This is a genomic window from Bradyrhizobium sp. LTSP857 (assembly GCF_000938285.1).
GTDB lineage: Bacteria > Pseudomonadota > Alphaproteobacteria > Rhizobiales > Xanthobacteraceae > Bradyrhizobium.
Genome location: NZ_JYMS01000007.1, coordinates 480,217 through 503,547, shown reverse-complemented (window position 1 = coordinate 503,547; position 23,331 = coordinate 480,217). Strand labels below are relative to the sequence as shown.

Sequence of the window (23,331 nt, the reverse complement as noted above, 5' to 3'; positions counted from 1 at the left end):
AACCAGTACGGCACTCATCAATAGCAGTGGGCCCAACGGCGAAATCGAAACGGAATGGCAGGCTGCGGTAGAATCTCGAGATGGAATATGTACGCTTCGCGGTGAAGTTCACGTCGCTCGCACTTTTGTTCGTGACGGCCGTTACCTATGCTTTTCTTGTCTACAACGGTGACATTCCGAAACCGGATTTCGACGCGGTCGTAAAACTGCTTACGCCTTCGATTGCGACGGGCGGATCCGCGATCGTTGCATTTGCCATCGCAGCTTGCTTTTTTCTTACCGCTATCGCGCCATTTATTTACGCGGCGAGGTCCGGCGACTTTTTTACGGTCATCGTGAGCATTGTCGCACTGGTTGTCTGCTTCGCATTAATTGCCGCAAGCCGAACCGTGATCGACGTAGTGCTGGCGGCTATTGTTTACTTCACCAGTGCCCTGATCTCGGTCGTTATGTATTCGACGAACCGCATCGCTGCGGCAGTTTCGAAGTAATGATCAACCTTGACGCCACGGAAAGCCGACGTGCGTCGATCGACTCGCTGGGCTGAGCGGACTTGTTGAAGTCGATTCTTAACAAAATTGATGGCGGGGAAAATGTTCAAAGGTGTGGGCAATGGCCAATTTTCAGGCCTCGATCGATACACAATGTTCGCGCGGGTGTTTCCGGTCGCAGTCGTTTCCTTTCCCCTGCTTCTAGCGGTTAGTGCGTGGATCCCTTTTGCACAATGGCCTCTTCGCTTGGCGGGAGGCGGTTTGGTCATGGTGATTGCCGCATTTGCTTTGGCTCAGCTGGCGAGGGATGCAGGCAAAGCCATCGAGGCCCCATTATGGGTCCATTGGGGAGGGCCCCCGACGGCGCGGATGCTACGTCATTCAGATGACACCTTCGACCCGAGCGTAAAATCATCCATCCATAAACAGCTGGTAAAATTAGCCGTGTGCGAATGCATGCCCTCTGCGGCGGAGGAAACCGCTGATCCGGAAGGTGCAGAAGCCACGTACAGATTCTGTTCAGACTGGCTCCGCCGCAAGGCATTGCAGCTTAAAGGAGTGTCTCCATTCGACGTCGTGCATCAAGAGAACGTAAGCTATGGCTATCATCGCAATGTTCTAGGAATTAAGACGACAGGCATCGCAATCGCGCTTTGCTCTATCGTGTCTATCGCGGCAGCATTTGCCTTCAACAGATTTCCAGTCATCGAACTATTATTGGCGCTGGCAATCGCTGGCTATCTGGCCTTCGCAATCACTGAGCGTCGGCTCAAGAGCTGCGCTGACAGTTATTCGCACCGTCTGCTTAGCGCTGTCGATGCCATCCCAGTCAGCGGGTCGGGCAATCGTCGGAGCAGAGCTGTCAAATAGCGACCCACCAAAAAATTGCATCAGGAAGGGAAGCCAATGGACGACTATTTCGAGATCGACTTTTTGGACGTGGAAGCCAAGAAAAGTGGTGACGCAATCTGCGTCCGATATAAAAAAGCCGGCAATACCTTTATTCACGTAATCGATGGCGGCTACCAACAAACCGGCGATGCCGTTGTTCAGCACATCCGGAAGTATTACAACAATCCCACTTTCATCGACCACGTGATCGCGACCCACCAGGATGGCGATCACGCTGGTGGCTTGATCAAGGTGCTTGAAGATTTTGTCGTCGGTAAGTTCTGGATGCTGCGGCCATGGATCTATGCGGAAGAGCTCCTACCGAAGTTTGCTCGATACACGACCGTTGACGGTCTAAGCGCCGCCCTACGAGAGTCTTACCCTAATCTGGCTAACCTCGAAGAGATGGCTCAAAGCAAAGGAGTCGATATCGAAGCGCCTTTCCAGGGGAAATCAATTGGCGCTTTTATCGTCATGGGACCGACCAAGGAGCGCTATCTTGACCTAGTGGTCAGTTCGCAGAAGACGCCACAAGCGGTCAAAGAAGTGGCCGGCGTCCTCGCGGATGCTGCAGGTTATCTGACGGAGGCCATCGAGAAAGCTCTAAGGAAGAGAGGTTGGGGCGTCGAATTTTTTCCGCCCATGGGAACAAGTAACGAAAACGAGATGAGCGTTACCCAATTCGCGTACTTAAATGAGAAGAAGATTCTGCTCACAGCAGATACGGGTCGAGACGGCCTGCAAGAAATCATCGACTACGCGCCGTTCCTTGGTCTGCAACTTCCAGGCGTGGATAGATTTCAAGCTCCGCATCACGGCGGTCGTCACAACGTAACGTCGGAATTGCTTGATGAGATTCTCGGGCCAAAGCTCGAGATCAAGCCAGATCAATTCCAATTTATAGCCGTGATCAGTTCATCAGACGAGGACCCTGATCATCCGCGTAAATCCGTCGTACGAGCGCTGTGGCACAGGGGAGCCAAAGTGCTCACAACAGAGCATGGGCACAAAGTTACTTGGGGCGGCACCCCGCCGGTTCGAGGCTGGAATGCCGCCGACGCCGTCCCCTATCCCGAAGAACAAGAGGAGTGGGATTAAAAGTGGGCCACTACCGTGTCCTGGAGTCCGATAAGGGCCCTTAACGGACTCCAGCGGATCGAGCCACGCTTGAAGAGCCGACTTCGCCCGACAGACGAAAGTGCGTGAAACAAAGGATATCTCAATAATCCATGCAGACATCAGACATTTTGCCGAACGGTTTCTTGTGGAATGAGGCTGAATTGGAGGCTGGCCATCCTCTAAATGACGGTCTCGCAAGCTTGGCTCTGATTGGCGACGACCTATCCATTACATTGATCGGAACAGCGTTCATCGTTTCAAGCGAAAAAACGAGCTGCTTCGCGGTGTCCGCGGCGCATTGTTTCGAAGACATCCGAGATCGTCTCCACCCAAATAAACACCATCATCCTTCAACACCGCGCGAATTTCTGCCAGCGCCGAGCGACGTTGAGTTGAAACATGTCAAGGCGATCTACATGAAAGATAGCGCTGCCTATTTTTGCGATTTGGGCGTCGCTATCTGGGATGTCGGAACGGATCTGGCTGTTTTCCGCATCCACGCACCGCCAGAAACTCCTGATTTATTCGACACCTTTTTTTGGCTAAGCGACGACATACCTGCCGTCGGTGATCCAATAGTGTTTATAGGCTTTGGGGAAATGCAAGTAACGTCAGACCAGGAAACACTCCACTCGGGACAAATAGCGCGGCGGTTGGTAATGCGGGTCGGCCTAGTCGAAGCTGTCTTTCCGGACGGCTATTACATGTTAAAGGGGCCATGTATCGAAACCAGTGTCTCGATCTACAGCGGCATGAGCGGAGGCGCCGTGGCGCGCTGGCGGCGGGACGGAAATATTGAGCCTTTTGCCTTCATAAGCCACGCGCCCGAGCCACAGCCGCTGCTTGAGAGAGACAAATCGGGCCACGCCATGGGCTCGATTATCAACGCAATCCTCAAGATGGTCGGAGAAAAAAAGCAGGCTGTTGGTCTAAGGATCAACCATGCTGGAGTGGGTCGAAATTCTCAGTTCGCGGCTGATTTTCCTTTTTTTCCTGACAACTGAGTTGGAGCCCGATAGGTGTCGGCACCTTCCGGCCGCGAATACAGCATTCTCGGAGCTCGTATGAAGCTGTCCCTCAGTTCCCTTGCGTTGTTCAGCCTGCAATCAAACGGTTTTCGCTGCCAGTCTGCCAACACCTGAGATATGGCCTGCGGTCGTCAACTAGATCGGCGCCGTTGATAGTAAATCGAAGAGGCCACCGTGAAGCGAGACATGGACTACGTTCGAGAGCTACTTCTGAAGATCGAGGCCGCAGACGAACCGATCGAAGGTTCGGAGAGCATGGTGGCCGCAGACGCGAGCGAAAACGATAGGCGCAAGCTGGGCTATCACTTGGAGATGCTAATCGACCAGGCCGGCCTCGTAACGGGCAACGAAGGGCATTACATCGTCGGCGCCAGCGAAGGCGACGGGCTTTGCTGGCACGACGTGAAGCTGACTTGGCAAGGGCACGAGTTTCTCGAAACCGTACGAGATCCCGAAGTGTGGTCGCGCACCAAGGCCGGCGCCACAAAAGCGGGCAACTTCGCAATCGGCTTCATGGTCGACCTTGCTAAAGCCTATGCCAAGCACGTCGCCAAAGAGCGGCTCGGGCTCGATCTCTGACATCCAGAAGTCCGATAACTCATGCCCTGGAATTGGCGACCTCAGAACGTCGCTCAGGCCGCATAAGCGCGGTCAGCCATACACTCAAGATGACCTAACCGGGGGCCGTCACCGGACGCGTACGCATCCTACGCAATGGGGGCCAGCCATTATCGCGCTGAAGCTTGGCTTCTCGGGCCGTGCCAGTGTGCCAGTATCGGCGCGCGCCGACTTTGATGAAGGAGGTCGCGTGGTTACCCAGATGGCGTCGGATAGCGCGATCGCGTTCGCAAGCTATTGCGGTTCACCACGCGCCTGAAGATGTCACGACCCCGGCGCGGCCGGCAAGCGCACGGGGCAGGCCGGTACCGCTGCTGCCGGCTCGACATCAATGACCCGCTCATCCGGCTCGCCCGGCGCTTTCGGATCGGCCTGCGTCTGTCCGGGGGCGGGGACGCCCTTGCGCAGTTTGTCTTGCCACTCTCGCACGATTGCGACGGTGAGACCCGATAGCTTCACGCCGCCAAGGTACGGGTTGATGTGCAAATTGAGGTGCTGCTGATAGCCGTCGACCGTGGTGCGTTCCAGATCGCCGCAGCTATCAATCCAATTGCGGCCGGCAGCCTCAATGGCGATCGATTTCGATGCCGGTACGTGAACGCCCTTGGAAACGTCGACACGAACTTGCGCATGGAAAGCGTCGGCGTCCTTTTTGCGATCGAAGAATTTGACGTGCCGTTTGCGCTTGCCGCGCTTGTCGAGTTCGGGGGTGCTGTATTGGACCAAATAGGCTTGGCGTGGCTCGCCGCTCTTTGTCGTCCAAGTGTGCGTCCGAACCGACATCTGCATTCCCCGCTATTGCCCGGAACTCCCTTATACTGCAGGCGCAACAAAGGCGCAATACGCGGGGTATTTTCATAGCAAATTCAATACTCCATTCGAGACTCTGACTCTGTTTGTCTTGGTTCGAATCCAGGTTCCCCAGCCAATTCCTGGCGCTTTCCCGAGCTCACAATGTCCACCGCATCCTGGCTGGAAAGCTCGGCTCGCCATGGTCCGGTTCGCGACGGTTTGCCTCATCTGAAGATCGCCTTCGCGAGTCGGATTGCCGGGCATCGGATCGTCCTTGGAATACGCAACCCAAGGAGATCCGTGATGACCTATGTCGATGGTTTCGTGCTGGCGGTACGCAAGGACAAGATCGAGGCCTACAAGGCGCTGGCGCGCACCGCCTGCGCGGTGTGGATGGAGCACGGCGCGCTCGACTACGTCGAATGTATTGGCGACGACGTGCCCTATGGCGAACTCACCTCGTTTCCGCGCGCGGTGATGGCGACGGAGGACGAGGTCGTGGTGTTTTCCTGGATCATTTACCGCGATCGGGAAACCCGCGATGCCGTCAACAAGAAGGTGATGGCCGACCCGCGGCTCAAGGCCGCCGACATGCCGTTCGACGGCAAGCGCATGATCTATGGCGGCTTCACGACGCTGTTGCAGGCGCGTGACGCCGTCGATTGAGTGAGCCGGACCGCGGATAGCCGTAGCCCGGATGAAGCGGAAGCGAAATCCGGGGCGGCTCTTCCCGCATTCCGCTTTGCTCCATGCGGGCTACAATTTCTTGCGACGGCAGCAGTTGTCTCGCTCACACCAAACGACGCCAGATTGAGCGCCGCTTGCGGCCAGCGCAATCGCTGCTCCCTTATGCAGCATCGTCGCAATCCGTTTCACCTTGCCGGTTCTGGGCTGGCATGCCATCCTCTCATCGCCAGGTATAATCAAACGGAAGCGGGCGCTTAAGCCCATGGCTTCCAAAAAATCTTGGTTGGGGAAACCCTTTGGGAGGTCTGATTTCATGACATTGAAGCACGTCACCGGGCTGCTTTGCGCGGCCGCGATGTCCATTGCGCTCGCCGCCGGCGCGCGAGCGGAGGACAAGGTGGTCAAGATCGGTGTGATCCTGCCGATGTCCGGCGGCACCGCCTCGATCGGCGCGCATGCCAAGGCGGCACTCGAAGTCGCCATGGACATCATCAACAACGCCCATCCCGAGCTCGGCAATCTGCCGTTGGCGAAGAACGCGGGCCTTGCCGGCCTCGGCGGCGCCAAGATCGAGGCCGTGTTCGCCGACAACCAGGGCAATCCCGCGACGGGCCAGAACCAGGCGCTGCGCCTGATCACGGAAGACAAGGTCGCGGCGGTGTTCGGCGCCTATCAGTCCGGCATCACGCTGACCTCGAGCGCGATCGCGGAGAAATACGGCATTCCTTATCTCAATTCGGAGTCGGTCGCCGCCAATCTCACCGAGCGCGGCTTCAAATGGTTCTTCCGCACCACGCCGATTGCGACAGATTTTGCCAAGGCCTATGTCGACTTCCTCGCCGACATGAAGGCATCCGGCGCCAAGACCGATGCGATCGCGCTGGTCCACGACAATACCGAATACGGCACCTCGGTCGCCAACACCATCAGCGCCGCCTTCAAGGAGAAGGGGCAGCCGGTCGCGCTCGACGTCGCCTATCCCGTCAACGCGACCGACGTGCAGGGCCAGGTGCTCCAGCTCAAGGACAAGAAGCCCGACGTGATCATCATGATCAGCTATACGTCGGACGCGATCCTATTCGCCAAGACCATGCAGTCGCTCGACTACAAGCCGGCGATCCTGCTTGCGGACGATGCCGGCTATTCCGATCCGTCCTTCATCAAGGCTGTCGGCAAGATCTCGCAAGGCGCGTTCAACCGCTCGTCATGGTCGGTGGGCCCGGCTGGCTCGCCGTCGGCGATCATTGCGGACATGTACAAGAAGAAGAGCGGCGAGGAGATGGACGACACCGTCGGCCGCCAGATGCAGGGCTTCTTCGTGCTCGCCGACGCGATCGACCGCGCCGGCTCGACCGATCCTGCAAAGATCCAGGCGGCGCTGAAGGCGACGGACCTCAAGCCTGAGCAATTGATGATGGGCTACAAGGGCGTAAAGTTCGACGACAAGGGCCAGAACATCCTTGCCTCCGGCCTGATCATCCAGCTTCAGGACGGTGAGAACTACACAGCGGTGTGGCCGAAGGCCAACGCCGAAAAGGCACCGGTGCTGCCCTACAAGGGCTGGTGAGATTTTTGAAGGCGGGGCCGCGCGCCCCGCCTTTCTCAAAATGATTTGATCAGAGCAACGCAGCTCATGTCCTTTGTACTCGTGCAGGTGATCGTCGGCGGGCTTCTGCTTGGCGCCGTCTACGCCCTGTTTTCATCAGGCCTCACGCTGGTGTGGGGCATGATGAACATCGTCAATTTCGCGCATGGCGATTTCGTCATGCTCGGCATGTATGTCGCCTATGTCGTCTACACGCTGATGGGGGGAGGGCCGCTTCTCGGCGCGCCGCTGGCGACGCTGGTGCTCGCGACCGTCGGCGTCGTCGTCTATTTCGCCCTGATCCGCGACATCATGAAGGGGCCGATGCTGGCGCAGATCCTCGGCACCTTCGGGCTCGCACTTTTGCTGCGCTATTCCGTGTTCTGGTGGTTCGGCGCCAACTTCCTGTCGATGCCGCAGAACATCGTCGGCGGCACCTTTGCAGTCGCGGGCTTGCGCATCGAGGCCTCGCGACTGCTCGCGGGTGTCGTCGCGATCCTGGTGACACTCGGCCTGCATCTGTTGCTGACGCGCACATCGCTCGGCTCCAAGATGCTGGCTGTGGCGGAGGATGCGACCGCAGCGCAACTGATGGGCATTCGGCCCGACACCATGCAGGCGATCGCCTGGGGAATCGCGGCCGGCGCCACCGGCCTTGCCGGCGCGCTGATCGCGAACTTCTTCTACATCGTGCCGACGGTCGGCGAGACGCTCGGCATCGTCGCCTTCGTCACGGTGTCGCTCGGCGGTTTTGGTAGCGTGCCGGGTGCGCTGGTCGCAGGGCTTCTGATTGGCGTCATCGAGTCGCTGTCCGGCTATCTGATTGGCGCGGTCTACAAGGACATCGTCGTTTATGTGTTGTTCCTGCTCTTCCTCTGGTTCCGGCCGCAAGGCTTGATGGGGAAGATGTGATGCCGCGCCTGATCTGGCTCTCGGTCGTCGCAGCGATTGCGATCGCCTATCCACTGCTGCTGTCCTCGCCGTTCCAGCAGCGCCTCGGCGCGCTGGTGCTGCTCTATGCGATTGCGGCCTCGGCCTGGAACATTGTCGGCGGCTATGCCGGCCAGGTCTCGGTCGGCCATGTCGTGTTTTTCGGTTGCGGCGCCTACGCCGCGATGGGGTCCTACGCAAAGTTTGGTCTGTCGCCGCTGTTCGGCATCCCCGGCGGCATCGTTGTCGCGGTCGCGCTTGCCGCGATCATCGGCGTGCCGACGCTGCGCTTGTCCGGCCACTATTTCAGCATGGCGACGATCGCAGTCGCCGAGACGATGCGGCTGATCGTCACCAACACCGATTGGCTCGGTGCTGCCGTAGGCCTCTCCGGCCCGACCGTGCCGCGCAACATCTTCGATCTCTCGTTCCTGTCGTCGCTGCCGTACTATTATCTCTTCCTGGCGATCCTCGTGATCACGCTTCTCATCACCTGGTGGATGACCAACAGCCGGATGGGATTCTATCTGCGCGCGATCAAAGACTCCGAGCGGGCCGCGCGCTCGCTCGGCGCGCCCGCCAGCCGCACCAAGCTCTATGCCTACATGCTGAGCGCGGCGCTGACGAGCGTCGCCGGCGCGCTCTATGCGATGATGTTCGGCTTCGTCGATCCCGAGTCCGGGCTCGGCATCCTGATCTCGGTGAAAATCCTGATCATGGCCGCACTCGGTGGAGCAGGGCTGCTGTTCGGCCCGCTGGTGGGCGCCGCGATCCTGGTGCCGCTGGAGGAGATTTCCAACAGCTGGCTCGGCGGCAGGGGCGCCGGGCTCACCTTCGTGCTCTATGGCGCGATCATTGTCGTGATCGCGCGCTTCCAACCGGGCGGCCTGCTCAGCCTGTTCATGCGGCGAGCCAAGCCCAAGACCGACACGGGAGCAAGTCATGCTCCTTGAGGCACGCGGGATCACCAAGGCGTTCGGCAGCTTCAAGGCGGTGGACGACGCCTCCGTGACCTTGGAGCAGGGCGACATCCTCGGCCTGATCGGGCCGAACGGTGCGGGCAAATCCACCTTCTTCAATTGCCTCACCGGCGATCTCAAGGCCTCCTCCGGCTGCGTGCTGTTCGAGGGGCGCGACATCACCGACTTCACGCCGGAGCTGCGCGCCGGGCTCGGGCTCGCGCGCACCTTCCAGGTGCCGCAGACCTTTGAAGGCATGACGGTGCTCGAAAACGTCATGATCGGCGCCTTCCTGCGCACCTCGCATCGCAGGGAGGCCGAGACCAGGGCACGCGCCGTGCTCGAGCGCGTCGGCATGAGCAGGCTTGCTGATACGCCGGCGCGTTCGCTCGGCACGCCCGGCCGCAAGCGGCTGGAGATTGCGCGGGCGCTGGCGACCGAGCCAAAGGTGCTGCTGCTCGACGAGGCCATGGCGGGCCTCAATGCCCATGAGGTGAGGCTCGCGATCGATCTGGTGCGCGACATCCATCGCTCCGGCATCACGCTCGTCATCGTCGAGCACATCATGGAAGTCATCATGTCGCTGGCAAGCCGCGTGATGGTGTTCCACCAGGGCAAGGAGATCGCGCGCGGCTCTCCGCGCGAAGTCACGTCCAATCCGGCCGTGATCGAGGCCTATCTCGGCAAGCGTGCCGCCAAGGCCGCCGCAGGCCATACGCCGGTCGAGTTGATGGGCGGGCCGGACCTATGAGCGGGGCGTTGCTGCGGATCGAACACCTCGAGGTGCGCTATGGCGATCTCATCGGCGTGTCTGACGTCTCGCTGGAGGTGCCGGAGGGCAGCGTCGTCGCACTGCTCGGCTCCAATGGCGGCGGCAAGACCACGACGCTGAACGCCATCGCCGGCCTCATTCCCGTGCATTCCGGATCGATCAGCTTTCGCGGCGAGGACATCGCCGGCGAGAGGGCGTTTGCAATCGTGCGCAAGGGGCTGGCGCTGTCGCCGGAAGGCTGGCGGCTGTTCGTGCAGCAGAGCGTCGAGAACAACCTCATGCTCGGCGCCACGCCGCTGCACGACAAGTCGCGCAAGGCCGCGCTGCTCGAACGCGTCTACGAGATCTTTCCGCGGCTCAAGGAGCGCCGCAACCAGCGTGCCGGCACCATGTCCGGCGGCGAGCGGCAGATGCTTGCGGTTGGCCGCGCACTGATGAGCGACCCGAAACTCCTGATGCTGGACGAGCCGTCGCTCGGCCTCGCGCCGGCCGTGGTCGAGTCCATGTACGAGACCTTCGGCCGCCTGCATCGCGAAGGCCTGACCATCCTGCTTGCCGAGCAGTCGATCGAGCTCGCACTGGAAGTCTCGGATTTCGCCACCGTGCTCCAGGTCGGCAAGAGCGTGCTGTCGGGCACGGCGGCAGCGCTCGCGGAAGATCCCCAGGTGCAGAAGGCTTATTTGGGAGTGGGGTGACCGATCTCCGTTTGAGCTGGTCAGGGCTCGAGAGCGAGACGCCCCGCTACTTGATCTTGTCGTAGGCCGCCGCGAAATCGTTGAGCGGCATCGGGATCGCGATCGTCTCCTTGGCCATGTTCTGGAAGGAGACCTTCAACTGCTTGCCTGACTTCAGGCTCGCAAGCAGGTCCGGCGCGATCGGCGTCGAGGCGTAGCAGCCGCGATTCTCGCAGGTCTGGATCTGGAGGTCGACCGCCTTGCCCTCGTCGACCTGGAGCTTGGCGCCGACGGGAAGGTTGAGGCCGAGCGGCAACTGAAGCAGCGCCACCGGCGTGCGGGTGTCGGGCGCAATGCGGATGTTGATCAGCACGATGGTCTGGCCGGTCTTGGTGAGCACCGCGTTTTGCTCGATCGCGCATTCGAGCGGGGCGTCGCGGCTGACGCTGGTGCAGCGTGCGATCCAGCCGGGCTGCTGCGCCGGAGCGCCATCAGCTTGCGGCTGGGTCGGGGCAGGCGCGGGCTGTGCTGCTGGGGCCGGCGGAGCCGCGTTCTTCTTGGCGCCCTGCTGGGCATACGCGGCACCGGTCGACAACAGGACAGCGGCGGCGAGGGCGGCAAGTCTGGATTGCATGGGCATGGCGTAACCGCATTGGCGTGAACCGAGGGCCTCGCTGTAGCGTTGCGAAGCGCGTGGTGCAAGCTTACTCGGCGGCTTCCTTGACGGTGCCGTGCTCGGACGCCTCGTGTACTTCGTCCTCGGCCGAATGGCTCTTGAAGAGGTTCGAGAACTTGTCGAGATAGAGATAGACGACCGGCGTTGTGAACAGCGTCAGCGCCTGGCTGACGATCAGGCCGCCGACCATGGCGTAGCCGAGCGGCTGGCGGATCTCGGCGCCGGTGCCGTGGCCGAGCATCAGCGGCACGCCGCCGAGCAGCGCTGCCATCGTGGTCATCATGATCGGGCGGAAGCGGAGCAGCGCGGCCTGGCGGATCGATTCCTCCGGCGTCTTCCCGTCGCGTTCGGCGGCGATGGCGAAGTCGACCATCATGATGCCGTTCTTCTTCACGATGCCGATCAGCAGGATGACGCCGATCAAAGCGATGAGGCTGAACTCGAAGCCGGCCGCCATCAGGATCGCGAGCGCGCCGACGCCGGCCGAGGGCAGGGTCGACAGAATCGTGATCGGATGGATGTAGCTCTCGTAGAGAATGCCGAGGATCAGATAGACCACGACAAGCGCGGCGAGGATCAGCAGCGGCACGGTGCCGAGAGATTGCTGGAAGGCCTGCGCGGTGCCCTGGAAGCTCGAATTGAGCGTCGGCGGCGCGCCGAGATCGGCCATTGCCTTCTGCACGGACTCCGTGGCCTGTCCGAGCGCGACGCCCTGGGCGAGGTTGAAGCTGATCGTGATCGCCGGGAACTGGCCCTGATGGCTGATCGAGAGCGACCGGACCGGATCAGTGGACCAGGTCGCGAAGGTCGACAGCGGCACCTGGTCGCCGGTCAGCGGCGATTTCAGGTAGAGCTTGTTCAGTGAATCGAGGTTGCCCTGCATCTCCGGCAGGATCTCCAGGATCACGTGATAGCTGTTGAGCTGCGTGAAATACTGCGCGACCTGGCGCTGACCGAAGGCGTCGTAGAGCGTGTCGTCGATCAGCTGCGGCTGGATGCCATAGCGCGAGGCGGTGTCGCGGTTGATGTTGAGCTGGACCGTGGTGCCCTGCGTCTGCTGGTCGGTCGCGACGTCGCGCAGCTCCGGCAGCGTCGCCATCTTGGCGAGAATCTTGGGCGCCCACGAATTGAGCTCGCCGAGATCGGCGTCCTGCAAGGTGAACTCGAACTGCGTGCGGGTCGGACGGCCACCGAGGCGGACGTCCTGGGCTGCCTGCATATAGAGACGGGCGCCGGCGACCTTCTCTAGCTTGGGACGCAGCCGCGCGATGATCTGCTGCGCGGACGCGTCGCGCTCGTTGCGCGGCTTCAGGGTGATGAACATGTTGCCGTTATTGCCGGCGCGGCCGCTGCCGCCGATGTTCATCGCCGACGAGGCGATATCGGGATCTTCCATCACGATCTTGCCGAGCTCGACCTGACGGCGCTGCATCTCGGCAAACGAGATGTCCTGAGAGGCTTCCGAGGTCGCGGTGATCAGGCCGACGTCCTGCTGCGGGAAGAAGCCCTTCGGGATCAGGATGAAGAGGTAGACCGACAAAGCGAGGGTGGCGAAGAAGACCACGAGCGTGGTGCGGCGCCAGGCCATCGCATGGTCGAGCCCCCATTCGTAGCCGCGCAGCATCGCGTCGAAACCGCGTTCGCTCCACTGGTAGAACCGGCCGTGGTTCACCTCGCCATGTGAGCGCAGGAAGCGCGAGGCCATCATCGGCGTCAGCGTCAGCGACACGCACATCGAGACGAAGATCGTCATCGCCAGCACGACGGCAAATTCGCGGAACAGGCGTCCGATGATGCCGCCCATCAGCAGCAGCGGGATCAGCACCGCGACCAGCGAGATGCTGATCGACACGATAGTGAAGCCGATTTCCTTGGAGCCCTTGAAGGCTGCGGCAAGCGGCTTTTCGCCTTCCTCGATGTAGCGCGTGATGTTCTCGAGCATCACGATGGCGTCGTCGACGACGAATCCGACCGCGATGGTGAGCGCCATCAGCGACAGATTGTCGAGCGAATAGCCGAACACCCACATCAGCGCGCAGGCGCCCAGAAGCGCCAGCGGAACCGTGATGGTGGGAATGACGGTGGCCCAGAAGCTGCGCAGGAAGACGAAGATGACCATGACCACGAGGGCGATGGTCAGGATCAGCGTGAACTGGACGTCCTCGACCGCGGCGCGGATGGTCGTGGTGCGGTCGCTGATGACCTCGATCTTGATCGCGGGCGGGATCGCCGCGACGAGGCGGGGCAGGGTCGCCTTGATCCGGTCCACGGTCTCGATGACGTTGGCGCCGGGCTGCTTGAACACCACCAGGAACACGCCGCGCTTGCCGTTGGCCCACGCCGCCTGCTTGGCATCCTCGGCGCCAGTGACGGCCTGGCCGATGTCGCGAATCCGCAACGGGCCGCCGTTGCGATAGGCGATGATGACGTCATTCCAGTCCTTGGACTGCAACAACTGGTCGTTGGCGTAGATCGTATAGGCGCGCTTGTCGCCGTCGATATTGCCCTTGGGGCTGTCGACCGTCGTGATCGCGATCGCGCTGCGCACGTCCTCCAGCGACAGGCCCTTGGCGACGAGCTTGCCCGGATCGACCTGCACGCGAACCGAGGGCTTCTGCTGGCCGCCGATGAACACCTGCGCCACGCCGGAGATCTGGCTGATCTGCTGGGCGAGCTGGGCGTCAATCGAATCGCTGACGGTGGTCAGCGGCAGCGTGTCCGACGTCGCCGACAGCAGCAGGATCGGCGAGTCCGCCGGGTTCACCTTGCGATAGGTCGGCGGCGAGGGCAGGTTCTTCGGCAACTGGCCGCTTGCGGCGTTGATGGCGCCCTGCACGTCGTTCGCGGCGCCGTCGATGCTGCGGTTGAGGTCGAACTGGATGGTGATCGACGCGGTGCCCAGATAGCTCGTCGAGGTCATCTGCGCGATGCCGGGAATCTGGGCGAACTGGCGCTCCAGCGGCTGCGCGACGGAGGAGGCCATCGTCTCCGGGCTGCCGCCCGGCAGGGTCGCGGTGATCTGGATGGTCGGAAAATCCACCTGCGGCAGCGGCGCGACCGGCAGCATGGGATAGGCGACGAGACCGACAAAAAGAATGCCGGCCATCAGCAGCGATGTGCCGATGGGATAACGGATGAAAGGTGCCGAAATCCCGCCTTCGGTCATTCCTGCTGAACCTTGCTTTTCTGAACTGGATCCGAACTCGCCACGGCCGTCGAGACGAGACTTCCGGGCTGCACCTTGTATTGACCGCCGGTGATCACTTGCTGACCTGGGGTAAGCCCTTCATCGACGACCGAACGTCCGTCGATGGAGTAGTTGACCTTGATCTTGCGAACCTCGGCTTTGTTATCCTGGCTGACGGTATAAGCGTACAGGCCGCTGGTCGAATGAAGCACCCCGTCATCGGGAATGACGGTCGCATCCTTCAGGGTCCGCACCAGAAGGCGTGTCGAAACCGATTGTCCCGGCCACAGCGTGTGTTCTTTGTTGTCGAACACCGCCTTGAGCCGAATAGTCCCGCTGGTCGTGTCGACCTGGTTGTTGATAACCGCAAGCTTGCCCTCGGCGAGCGTCTTCTTGCCGTCGGTCGTGAGCGCGATCACCTTGAGCGCGCCGGTCTTCTGGCCCTCGCTGATATAAGGCAGCTGGTCCTCCGGCGCCGTGAAGATCACGGTGATCGGCTCGACCTGCGCGATGGTGACGACGCCGGTCTGGGTCGAGGCGTTGACGATGTTGCCGATGTCGACCTGGCGCAGGCCGGCGACGCCGGTGATCGGCGACTTGACCTGGGTGTAGTCGAGCTGGGTCTGCGCGTTCGAGATTGCGGCATCGTCGGCGGCGATCTGGGCGGTGAGCTGGGCGACGGTGGAGCGCTGGGTGTCGGTCTGCTGCCGCGTCGCGAATTCGCCGAGCTTGGTGTAGCGCTGAAGGTCGAGATTGGCGTTGGCGATATTGGCCTCGTCCTGCGCCTTCTTGGCCTTGGCCTGATCGAGCGCTGCCTGGAACGGGCGCGGGTCGATCTCAACCAGGAGATCGCCCTGGTTGACCATCTGGCCCTCAGTGAAGGCGACCTTGTCGATCTGGCCGTCCACCCGGGTCCGGACTTGTACGGTGTTGAAGCCCGCCACAGTGCCGAGACCGGTAAGATAGACCGGGAAGTCGGCCTTCTGGACCGGCGCGATGCTCACAGGCACTGCGGGAGCCCGCGGCGGACCTTTCTGCGCGGTCTGGGCTTTCCCGGCCTCAGGCCCCGAGAATCGTTGCCAGCCGTAATAGCCGCCGCCGGCCACGGCTGCGATGATCAGAATCCACAGGATCGGCCGTGACTTTTTCATTTTTTATCGTATCGGCTTGTATGCCCAAAACAACGAATTGCGGGGCAATCAAAAGGGTTCCAGCAGCGCTTGTATAATACACGCCAAGTTCCAGTGTAAACAACACTATGGGTTGAGAATCCTAAACAATTGGAAAGCTTTGCACCCGCTAGGCAGTTGTCTGGCGCGACTGTGTGCAGTGCTGCATTTTCCCGCTGTGAACGAGGAGCGTGCAAAAGTTAGGCAGCGCTCGCAGGCCGCGTGGGCGGAGCAGCGCAGGGAGCGGGCGGACGCACTTGCCGGCGGTGGCCGGATTTGACTTGGCGAGAACGGTTCTAAACCGGCGGGCTGCGTTTCGGTTGTCAGGAAAATCAGCCGCGTTCATATCAGCGCCGCCACAAAAGGAGTGCGGGATGGACGAGTTGAACGGCAAGCTGATCGCGTGTCAGATTCTGATCACGGGGCTGATCGCGCGCGTCGCCAATGAGCAGCGCGACCCCTTGCGCTTTCTCACCGACTTTCGCGACGAGATCAAAGCCGTCGTCAGCGGCGTCAACATCGCCGGCATGGAGAACTCAGATCGCGTGCGCGCGGTGGCGCAGCACACCGTCGATGAATTGTTCTCGCTGATGAAGCCGCCGAGCAGCGACTGACGGCTGCGCAAGATGATGCACGAAGGCAAGCGCCTCTGTGTCTGTCTGCATCAATTTGCCGCGCGACATTTCAGTGATTTCAAATTTGAAATTTTAGAATCGCTTTGAACTGGATGGATTCAAGTGGCCTTGCGGGCCTCCTCGCATTGACCTGATTTTTCGCGGTCGATAGCACCGCCTCATTGTTCGTCGCGCATGTTGCGTATCGACGAATTCGAGATGGGGTGCGTTGGAATGGGGCTGGCGGTGGCTCCGCGATCGTTGCGTTCGATCGCGGGAAGAAATTCAGTTGAAGGGAAGCTCGATGGACATTCCGGCAAGGCGGTTTCGGCTGTTGCCGGCCTGATTGCGGTGGCGTCAGTGTCGAGCGGTGCGCAGGCGCAGCAGTCGAATCTGCCGCCGGTGACGGTGGATGCGCCGGTCGAACGTCCGCGTCCCGCGGCCTCGAAACCGACGCCCGAACAGGTTCGCGCGCGCAACGCGCTTCGACGTGCCGCACAGCGTCAGCCGGCTCAACAGCAGGCCGCCGCCGTCACGCCGGCTGCGGCCGGTGCAGTCGATCGCAATCCGTATGCCGATCCGGCCGCGCCCTACAAGGTCGACCACGTCCAGGCCTCCGGCAAGTTTCCCGAGCCGATGCTGAACACGCCCAAGACCATCACGGTGCTCAGCAAGGAAGTGCTCGAGGACAAGAATGCGACGACGCTGAAGGAGATCGGGCGCTCGACCGCCGGCGTCACGCTGGGATCGGGCGAGGGTGGCAACGCCTTCGGCGACCGCTTTTTCATTCGCGGCTTCGACGCGCGCAACGACGTCTTCATCGACGGCATCCGCGATCCCGCCGTCTCGATTCGCGAGAACTTCTTCACCGAACAGATCGAGATTCTGCGCGGGCCGGCATCCTCCTATGCCGGCCGCGGCACCGCTGGCGGCGCCATCAACATCGTCACCAAGCAAGCCGGTGACGTCAACTTCAAGCGGATGGATACCGAGTTCGGTACCGACATGACCAAGCGCGTCACGCTCGACGTCAACCAGGTCATCGATCCGACCTTCTCGGTGCGCACCGGTGGCATGTTCCAGGACGCCAATGTCGCCGGCCGCAACTACGTGACCGACGATCGCTGGGGCACCTTCCTCTCGACCAAGTACACCCCGACCAACGACATCAAGATCACGACGAATTACGTCCATACCGATCTCAGCGGTCTGCCGGATTTCGGCGTGCCCTATTACAAGCAGGGCAATGTGCCGGTGACGTCGGCCGGCATTCCGCGCGGGACCTGGTACGGCTTCCTCAACCGCGACTTCCAGACCGCGCGGCAGGATTTCGGCACCGCCACTGCCGAGTACAAGGTCAACGAGGCCATCACGCTGAGCAGCAAGGTGCGCGGCGAGCATTCGCTGCTGAACTATATCGGCACGCTGCCGCAGAACCCGAATACGACCAATGTCAATCCGCTGCTCTGGACCACGACGGCGAGCGCGCAGAGCCGCTACCAGACCGTGGACGTGTGGGCCAACCAGAACGAGGCAACGTTCAAGCTCGACACCGGCGGGGTCAAGCACACTGCGGTGTTCGGCGTCGAATACACCAACGAGAACATCTCGATCGACCGTTATGCCGGCCTCGCGTCGGAGCTGGCCGGCTCCGGCTTCACGAGCAACGGGGCCATGTCGGGGGTCAATCTCTACTCGCCTCAGTCCACTTATGTTGGTGGCTTCGGCACACCGTCGCTGACGGGCAATCCGACGCGCTACGGCGTCAATACCAACAGCGTCTACATCATGGACACCGCCAACTGGCAGGACACGATCATCCTGAACGGCGGTATTCGCTATGACGGCTACAACATGAGCTCGTCGACCAACTCGGCCTATCTGAAAATGAACTCCGATTTGGTGAACTACAATGTCGGCCTGGTCTACAAGCCGATGTCGATCGGCAGCCTCTATGCGGCCTACGCGACCTCGGCCAATCCCTTCGGGTCGGAGCTTGACGCGACCGGCACCGATTATGGTGGCGTTCCCGCCAACACGACAGTTCTGCTTGGACCCGAGCGCAACAAGGCCGCCGAGCTCGGCACCAAATGGGAACTCGCCGATCGTCATCTGCTGGTCAGCGCCGCGTTGTTCCAGACGACGAAGGACAACGCGCGCGAGACCAACGCCGCGGGCATCCTCACCTCGGGTGCGGCCTACCGGATCCAGGGCGTCGACATCGAGGCCGAGGGCAAGATCACCGATCGCTGGAGCATCTTCGGCGGCCTGGTGCTGATGCAGTCCAAGGTCACGCAGAGCAACATCGCCTCCAACCTCGGCCTCCAGCTTGCCAACGTTGCCCACCAGTCGTTCAGCATGCTGACCAAGTACAAGTTCGACGGCGATTGGGAGGTCGGCGGGCAGGCGGTGTACCGCTCGAAGGTCTATGGCGGTACGTTCGCGGCCAATACCGGCAACGAGCTGCCGAGCTATTGGCGCTTCGACGCGTTCGTCGAAAAGAAGATCGACAAGAACTGGACCATGAAGTTCTACGCGCAGAACCTCACCAACAAGCTCTACTACGACACGCTCTATCGCAGCGCCGTGCCGTTCGTGGCGGTCGCACCGGGACGAGCGTTCTATCTCATCACGACGGCCAAATTCTGATTGCACCGCTTCACATCTGGGATGTCTGCCATGGCAGGCGTCCCACCGCTTCAGCAACCGATCGCGATGCGCGAGATCGGGATCTCGAGGACCAGCATCGGCATCACTTTAGAACGCTTACAAACTCGAGTTTAGAACCGTTTCAAACTTCAGTTTAGAATCGTTTTGATCTGGATCGATTCAAGAATGCCACTGCCGTGATTGCGTTGACCCAGTTTACCCCGCTCGATACGACCAATGTGTCGCATTGTCGCAATGCGACACATTGCAGAAATGAAGTGGGGCGTAGGATGGGAATGGCGAGGGCTCCGCGGTCGTTGCGTTCGACCGCGGTCGGAAGATCATTGGGCAACAATTTCGACTCCGCAGCCGGCAAGACCGTCTCTGCCGTCGCGAGCTTGGTTGCCGTCGCATCAGTATCGAGCGGAGCTCAGGCGCAGCAGTCGAACCTGCCTCCGGTGACGGTCGATGCACCAGTCGAGCGTCCGCGTCCCGCAGCTTCGAAACCGACGGCGGAACAGGTCCGCGCCCGCAACGCGCTGCGACGTGCAGCGCAGCGGCAGCAGGCCGCAACGGCGCCGGTCGTTCCGTCGAACGCACCGGCGGCGGATCGCAATCCGTATGCGGATCCCGCTGCGCCCTACAAGGTCGATCACGTGCAGGCTGGCGGCAAGTTTCCGGAGAAGCTGGTCGATACGCCGAAGTCGATCACTGTCCTCAGCAAGGAAGTGCTCGAAGACAAGAACGCAACGACGCTGAAACAGGCGATCCTCAGTACCGCGGGCGTCACGCTCGGAACTGGCGAGGGCGGCAACGCCTTCGGCGACCGCTTCTTCATCCGCGGCTTCGACGCCCGAAACGACGTGTTCATCGACGGCGTGCGCGATTCCGGCGTCAGCGTCCGCGAAAACTTCTTTACCGAGCAGGTCGAGATCCTGCGCGGGCCGGGTTCGACTTTTGCGGGCCGCGGTACGGCCGGCGGCGCGATCAACATCGTCACCAAGCAGGCGACGACTGAGAAGAGTTTCTACAACATGGACACTACGTTTGGCACCGACAGGACCAAGCGTGTGGTGCTCGACGTCAACCAGGTGATCAATCCGACCTGGTCGGTTCGTGCGGGCGGCATGTTTCAGGACGCGGGCGTTGCCGGGCGCGATTACGTCAAGGACAATCGCGACGGCGCGTTTGTCGCCACGACCTGGAAGCCGATTGATGCGGTCAAGATCCAGGCCAACTACATCCACACCGAGCTGACCGGCCTGCCGGATTTCGGCGTGCCCTACTACCGGCCGAGCACGGCGAGCACGGCTGGTGGGCCGTTCCCGGATTTCGGATCGAACCGCAACGCCTGGTACGGCTTCGTCAATCGCGACTTCTTTCGGACCGGTCAGGACATCGGTTCACTCAATGCCGAAGTGCAGATCACACCTGATTTGCTGATCACCAACAAGTTCCGGGATTCCTATTCCACCCAGAACTACATCGGTACGCTTCCGGAAGGTCCGGTCCTTGCCAACCCGCTTTCGGCCTCGACGCTCAGCGCCAATCCGCAGAGCCGCTTCCAGACCGTCAACGTGATCGCCAACCAGACCGAGGCGACCTACAAGTTCAACGACGACGCCGGCTTCAGGCACACGGCTCTCGCCGGTTTCGAATACGACAACGAGAGATTGTCCATCGACAAGTATCTCGGCCTCAGCTCCGAAGCTCTGCCCGGAGGTTTTAGCGGGTCGGGATCGTTGTCCGGGGTGAGCGTCTTCAATCCGCAGTTCACCAATCTTCCGTTCGGAATCCCCGGCAGTCTGACGGGGCTGCCGACCAAGGTCACGATCGACACCAAGAGTGTCTATGTGATGGACAGCGCGAACTACAACGATCTGCTCATCCTCAATGGCGGCTTCCGCTATGACGACTACAACATCAAGGCGAGTGGATACGGCACCGTCGGCGGTGTCGCCAACGTGTTTGGCCAGCAGCAGCAAGAGTACGGACTGCCGAACTTCAACCTCGGCCTGACGCTGAAGCCGGCGCCGAACGGCAGTGTTTACGTCGCCTACGCCACATCATCGAACCCGGTCGGCGCTGAGTTCGATGGAACCAGCGTTCAGTATGGTGGCCTCGCTCCGTCGCTTAACGGCAATCCAAACCAGATATTCGGCCCCGAAAAGAACAAGGCGATCGAGCTGGGAACAAAATGGGAGCTGTTCAACAGGCATCTGTTGCTGACGGCTGCGTTGTTCCAGACCGAGAAGGACAACGCGCGCGAGTCCCGCAACGTGCCGGCGGGCGGAGGAGGCGTCGTATCGCTCATCACTGCAGGTGCGGCCTACCGCATCCGCGGTATCGACCTCGGGGTCGGTGGCAAGATCACCGACAAATGGAGCGTCTTCGGCGGCCTGGTGTTGATGCAATCGGAGGTGACGAAGTCGCTGATCCCGCCTGCGAACGCAATTCTCTACACGTCGAACGTTGGCCTCCCGCTTTCGAACGTCGCTCACCAGTCCTTCAGCATGCTCACCAAGTACCAGATCAACGACACCTGGGAACTGGGCGGCCAGGCCGTCTATCGCTCGAAGATCTATGGCGGCACGTTCCTCGCTGCCAACCAGGGCACGTCGATCCCGAGCTACTGGCGGTTCGACGCGTTCGCGGAAGCCAGGATCAACAAGAACTGGCAGTTGAAGCTGTTCGTGAACAACATCTTCGACAAACGCTACTACGACGCGCTGTACCAGAGCGCCGCGCCCTTCGTGCTCGAAGCACCGGGTCGCGCCGCCTATCTAGTGATTTCGGCGCGCTACTGATGGAGACATAACGAGGTGCCATGCTGACATGCATAGACGGCGTCCTGAGCAAGGATGATGTGGCGGAGTTCCGCCGCATCATGGACGCCAGTGAATGGGAAGACGGCCGTTCCACCGCGGGCGCGCAGTCAGCCATGGTCAAGCGCAACGAGCAATTGCCGCCCGATAGCGAAGTCGCGCGAAAGCTCGGCAACCGCATCATCTCGGCGTTGACGTCGAACCCGCGGTTTCTGGCGGCGGCGATCCCGCTTCATATCTTTCCGCCGCTGTTCAACCGCTATGCGGCGAACAGCGGCCACCATTTCGGCCTGCACGTCGACAATGCCATCCGCGGCGACCGGCTGACCGGCCTTCGCATCCGCACCGACCTGTCGGTCACGCTGTTCCTCAGCGAGCCCGATGAGTACGACGGTGGCGAACTTGTGATCGAGGACACCTACGGTTCGCACGAAGTCAAGTTGCCAGCGGGGGACTGTGTGCTCTATCCCTCGACCAGCCTGCATCTGGTCACCCCGGTGACCCGGGGGGCGCGGGTTGCGTCTTTCTTCTGGCTCCAGAGCATGATACGGGACGATCAAGCCCGTAGCATGATCTTTGATCTCGACACCGCCATTCAGGCGCTGGTGGCACGGCTCGGGCGTGACGATCCCGAAACGGTCAAATTGACGGGTATCTATCACAACCTCATTCGCTACTGGGCCGAAGTATGAAGATCACATCTTTTCAAGCAAGCCTCGCCGCAGCCGTGCTGCTGACGGTCACCTGGCTCGCAGTCCCTGTTTCTGCCCAGACACAACCTCAGCCGGCGGCACCCGCTGCGGCTCGGCCGGTTGCGGCTCCGCAGCCGAGCGCGATGACACCGGCAGCACCGTCGGCGGCTGCACCCGTGGCCTCGACGCCCGCGCCCGCCGCGGCCTCGACCGATGCGCCTGCGGCGGCTCCGACGTCCGACGACGCAGGCGGCCGTGCGCTGAAATCGGCCGCGCCGATGATGAAGGAATTGTCGCCCTGGGTGATGTTCATGTCGGCGGACATCATCGTGAAGGCGGTGATGATCGGGCTCGCCTTCGCCTCGCTCATGACCTGGACCGTCTTCATCGCGAAATCGATCGAGCTGTCGGTCGCCTCGGCCAAGCTGCGTTCGGCGCTGAAGAAGGCTGCCCAGGCGCGCTCGCTTGCGGAAGCACAGATGGCGCTCGGTGCCAAGGAAGGCGTTTTGCCGTCCTTTCTCGCAGCAGCGCTGAGCGAGGCGCGGATGTCGGCCGGCATCTCCAGCGACACCGGCATCAAGGAGCGTGCCGCCTCGAGCTTCGCCGAGATCGTGCGCGCGGAGCAGCGGCGCATCCGCATCGGCATGGGCGTGCTCGCGACCATCGGCGCCACGTCGCCCTTCGTCGGTCTGTTCGGCACGGTCTGGGGCATCATGAACAGCTTCATCGGCATCTCGAAGTCGCAGACCACGAACCTCGCGGTGGTTGCGCCCGGCATCGCCGAGGCGCTGCTCGCGACCGCAATCGGCCTCGTTGCCGCGATCCCCGCCGTGATCATCTACAATCACTTCGCGCGCAAGACGAAGAGCTATCTCGAACTCGTCAGCCGCGCGTCCGGCACGGCGGCACGACTGCTGTCGCGCGATCTCGATCGCAGCCACGGCAGCGCGCATTCGCGCGCGGCGGAGTGAAC

20 protein-coding genes are annotated in these 23,331 nt (G+C 61.3%); 16 read left to right on the top strand and 4 right to left on the bottom strand.

Going from position 1 to position 23,331, the window contains the following annotated elements; all coding sequences use genetic code 11:
* Window positions 1-80: 80 nt before the first annotated feature.
* The 5 genes from UP06_RS03950 to UP06_RS03930 all read left to right on the top strand — a co-directional run bounded on the left by UP06_RS03950 (window position 81) and on the right by UP06_RS03930 (window position 4,108).
* On the top strand, window positions 81-491 hold the full coding sequence (locus UP06_RS03950; protein WP_045000665.1) for a hypothetical protein: 411 nt from the start codon (window positions 81-83) through the stop codon (window positions 489-491).
* A 267-nt stretch (window positions 492-758) separates the two neighbouring features.
* Window positions 759-1,361, top strand: a complete 603-nt coding sequence (locus UP06_RS03945) for a hypothetical protein (RefSeq protein WP_156162746.1) — start codon at window positions 759-761, stop codon at window positions 1,359-1,361.
* Between the two features lie 36 nt (window positions 1,362-1,397).
* Window positions 1,398-2,480, top strand: coding sequence for a ComEC/Rec2 family competence protein (locus UP06_RS03940; RefSeq protein WP_045000661.1), 1,083 nt, complete (start codon window positions 1,398-1,400; stop codon window positions 2,478-2,480).
* Window positions 2,481-2,611: 131 nt separating this feature from the next.
* Window positions 2,612-3,505, top strand: coding sequence for a S1 family peptidase (locus UP06_RS03935; protein ID WP_045000660.1), 894 nt, complete (start codon window positions 2,612-2,614; stop codon window positions 3,503-3,505).
* A 210-nt stretch (window positions 3,506-3,715) separates the two neighbouring features.
* Window positions 3,716-4,108: a DUF2513 domain-containing protein gene (locus UP06_RS03930; protein WP_050031538.1), complete on the top strand. Its 393-nt coding sequence runs from the start codon at window positions 3,716-3,718 to the stop codon at window positions 4,106-4,108.
* Window positions 4,109-4,411: 303 nt separating this feature from the next.
* On the opposite strand, the gene UP06_RS03925 is transcribed toward UP06_RS03930, so the two are convergent.
* Window positions 4,412-4,930, bottom strand: coding sequence for an N-terminal phage integrase SAM-like domain-containing protein (locus UP06_RS03925; RefSeq protein WP_197087112.1), 519 nt, complete (start codon window positions 4,928-4,930; stop codon window positions 4,412-4,414).
* A 312-nt stretch (window positions 4,931-5,242) separates the two neighbouring features.
* Here UP06_RS03925 and UP06_RS03920 point away from each other — a divergent pair, with 312 nt between their 5' ends.
* From UP06_RS03920 to UP06_RS03895, 6 genes are all read left to right on the top strand, one after another.
* The gene (locus UP06_RS03920; RefSeq protein ID WP_045000654.1) at window positions 5,243-5,605 is read left to right on the top strand and encodes a DUF1428 domain-containing protein; all 363 of its coding nucleotides are present in this window, start codon (window positions 5,243-5,245) and stop codon (window positions 5,603-5,605) included.
* 334 nt (window positions 5,606-5,939) lie between these two features.
* The gene (locus UP06_RS03915) at window positions 5,940-7,193 is read left to right on the top strand and encodes an ABC transporter substrate-binding protein (protein WP_045000652.1); all 1,254 of its coding nucleotides are present in this window, start codon (window positions 5,940-5,942) and stop codon (window positions 7,191-7,193) included.
* A 66-nt stretch (window positions 7,194-7,259) separates the two neighbouring features.
* The gene (locus UP06_RS03910) at window positions 7,260-8,123 is read left to right on the top strand and encodes a branched-chain amino acid ABC transporter permease (RefSeq protein WP_045000650.1); all 864 of its coding nucleotides are present in this window, start codon (window positions 7,260-7,262) and stop codon (window positions 8,121-8,123) included.
* On the top strand, window positions 8,123-9,094 hold the full coding sequence (locus UP06_RS03905; RefSeq protein WP_045000648.1) for a branched-chain amino acid ABC transporter permease: 972 nt from the start codon (window positions 8,123-8,125) through the stop codon (window positions 9,092-9,094). Before UP06_RS03910 ends, UP06_RS03905 begins: the two co-directional genes overlap by 1 nt.
* Window positions 9,084-9,851: an ABC transporter ATP-binding protein gene (locus tag UP06_RS03900; RefSeq protein WP_045000646.1), complete on the top strand. Its 768-nt coding sequence runs from the start codon at window positions 9,084-9,086 to the stop codon at window positions 9,849-9,851. Before UP06_RS03905 ends, UP06_RS03900 begins: the two co-directional genes overlap by 11 nt.
* Window positions 9,848-10,567: an ABC transporter ATP-binding protein gene (locus tag UP06_RS03895; RefSeq protein ID WP_045000644.1), complete on the top strand. Its 720-nt coding sequence runs from the start codon at window positions 9,848-9,850 to the stop codon at window positions 10,565-10,567. The genes UP06_RS03900 and UP06_RS03895 overlap by 4 nt, the downstream gene beginning before the upstream one ends.
* A 46-nt stretch (window positions 10,568-10,613) precedes the next feature.
* Here UP06_RS03895 and UP06_RS03890 read toward each other — a convergent pair whose 3' ends face one another.
* From UP06_RS03890 to UP06_RS03880, 3 genes are all read right to left on the bottom strand, one after another.
* Complete coding sequence (locus tag UP06_RS03890) at window positions 10,614-11,186, bottom strand: invasion associated locus B family protein (RefSeq protein WP_045000642.1); 573 nt, start codon at window positions 11,184-11,186, stop codon at window positions 10,614-10,616.
* Between the two features lie 64 nt (window positions 11,187-11,250).
* Entirely contained in the window at window positions 11,251-14,388 is a 3,138-nt protein-coding gene (locus tag UP06_RS03885; protein ID WP_045000640.1) for an efflux RND transporter permease subunit, read from the bottom strand.
* Window positions 14,385-15,560 carry an efflux RND transporter periplasmic adaptor subunit gene (locus UP06_RS03880; RefSeq protein WP_045000638.1) on the bottom strand — a complete coding sequence of 392 codons (1,176 nt, stop codon included), beginning with the start codon at window positions 15,558-15,560 and terminating at the stop codon, window positions 14,385-14,387. Before UP06_RS03880 ends, UP06_RS03885 begins: the two co-directional genes overlap by 4 nt.
* A gap of 392 nt (window positions 15,561-15,952) precedes the next feature.
* Between UP06_RS03880 and UP06_RS03875 the strand changes: the two genes are divergently transcribed.
* The 5 genes from UP06_RS03875 to exbB all read left to right on the top strand — a co-directional run bounded on the left by UP06_RS03875 (window position 15,953) and on the right by exbB (window position 23,329).
* Window positions 15,953-16,192, top strand: coding sequence for a hypothetical protein (locus tag UP06_RS03875; RefSeq protein WP_045000636.1), 240 nt, complete (start codon window positions 15,953-15,955; stop codon window positions 16,190-16,192).
* Between the two features lie 234 nt (window positions 16,193-16,426).
* Window positions 16,427-18,841, top strand: a complete 2,415-nt coding sequence (locus UP06_RS03870; RefSeq protein ID WP_045000634.1) for a TonB-dependent receptor — start codon at window positions 16,427-16,429, stop codon at window positions 18,839-18,841.
* A gap of 290 nt (window positions 18,842-19,131) precedes the next feature.
* Entirely contained in the window at window positions 19,132-21,648 is a 2,517-nt protein-coding gene (locus UP06_RS03865; RefSeq protein WP_045000632.1) for a TonB-dependent receptor, read from the top strand.
* 20 nt (window positions 21,649-21,668) lie between these two features.
* Window positions 21,669-22,358 (top strand): Fe2+-dependent dioxygenase, encoded by a 690-nt coding sequence (locus tag UP06_RS03860; RefSeq protein WP_045000630.1) that lies wholly within the window; start codon window positions 21,669-21,671, stop codon window positions 22,356-22,358.
* Window positions 22,355-23,329 (top strand): tonB-system energizer ExbB, encoded by a 975-nt coding sequence (exbB, locus tag UP06_RS03855; protein WP_045000628.1) that lies wholly within the window; start codon window positions 22,355-22,357, stop codon window positions 23,327-23,329. The genes UP06_RS03860 and exbB overlap by 4 nt, the downstream gene beginning before the upstream one ends.
* Window positions 23,330-23,331: the final 2 nt, after the last annotated feature.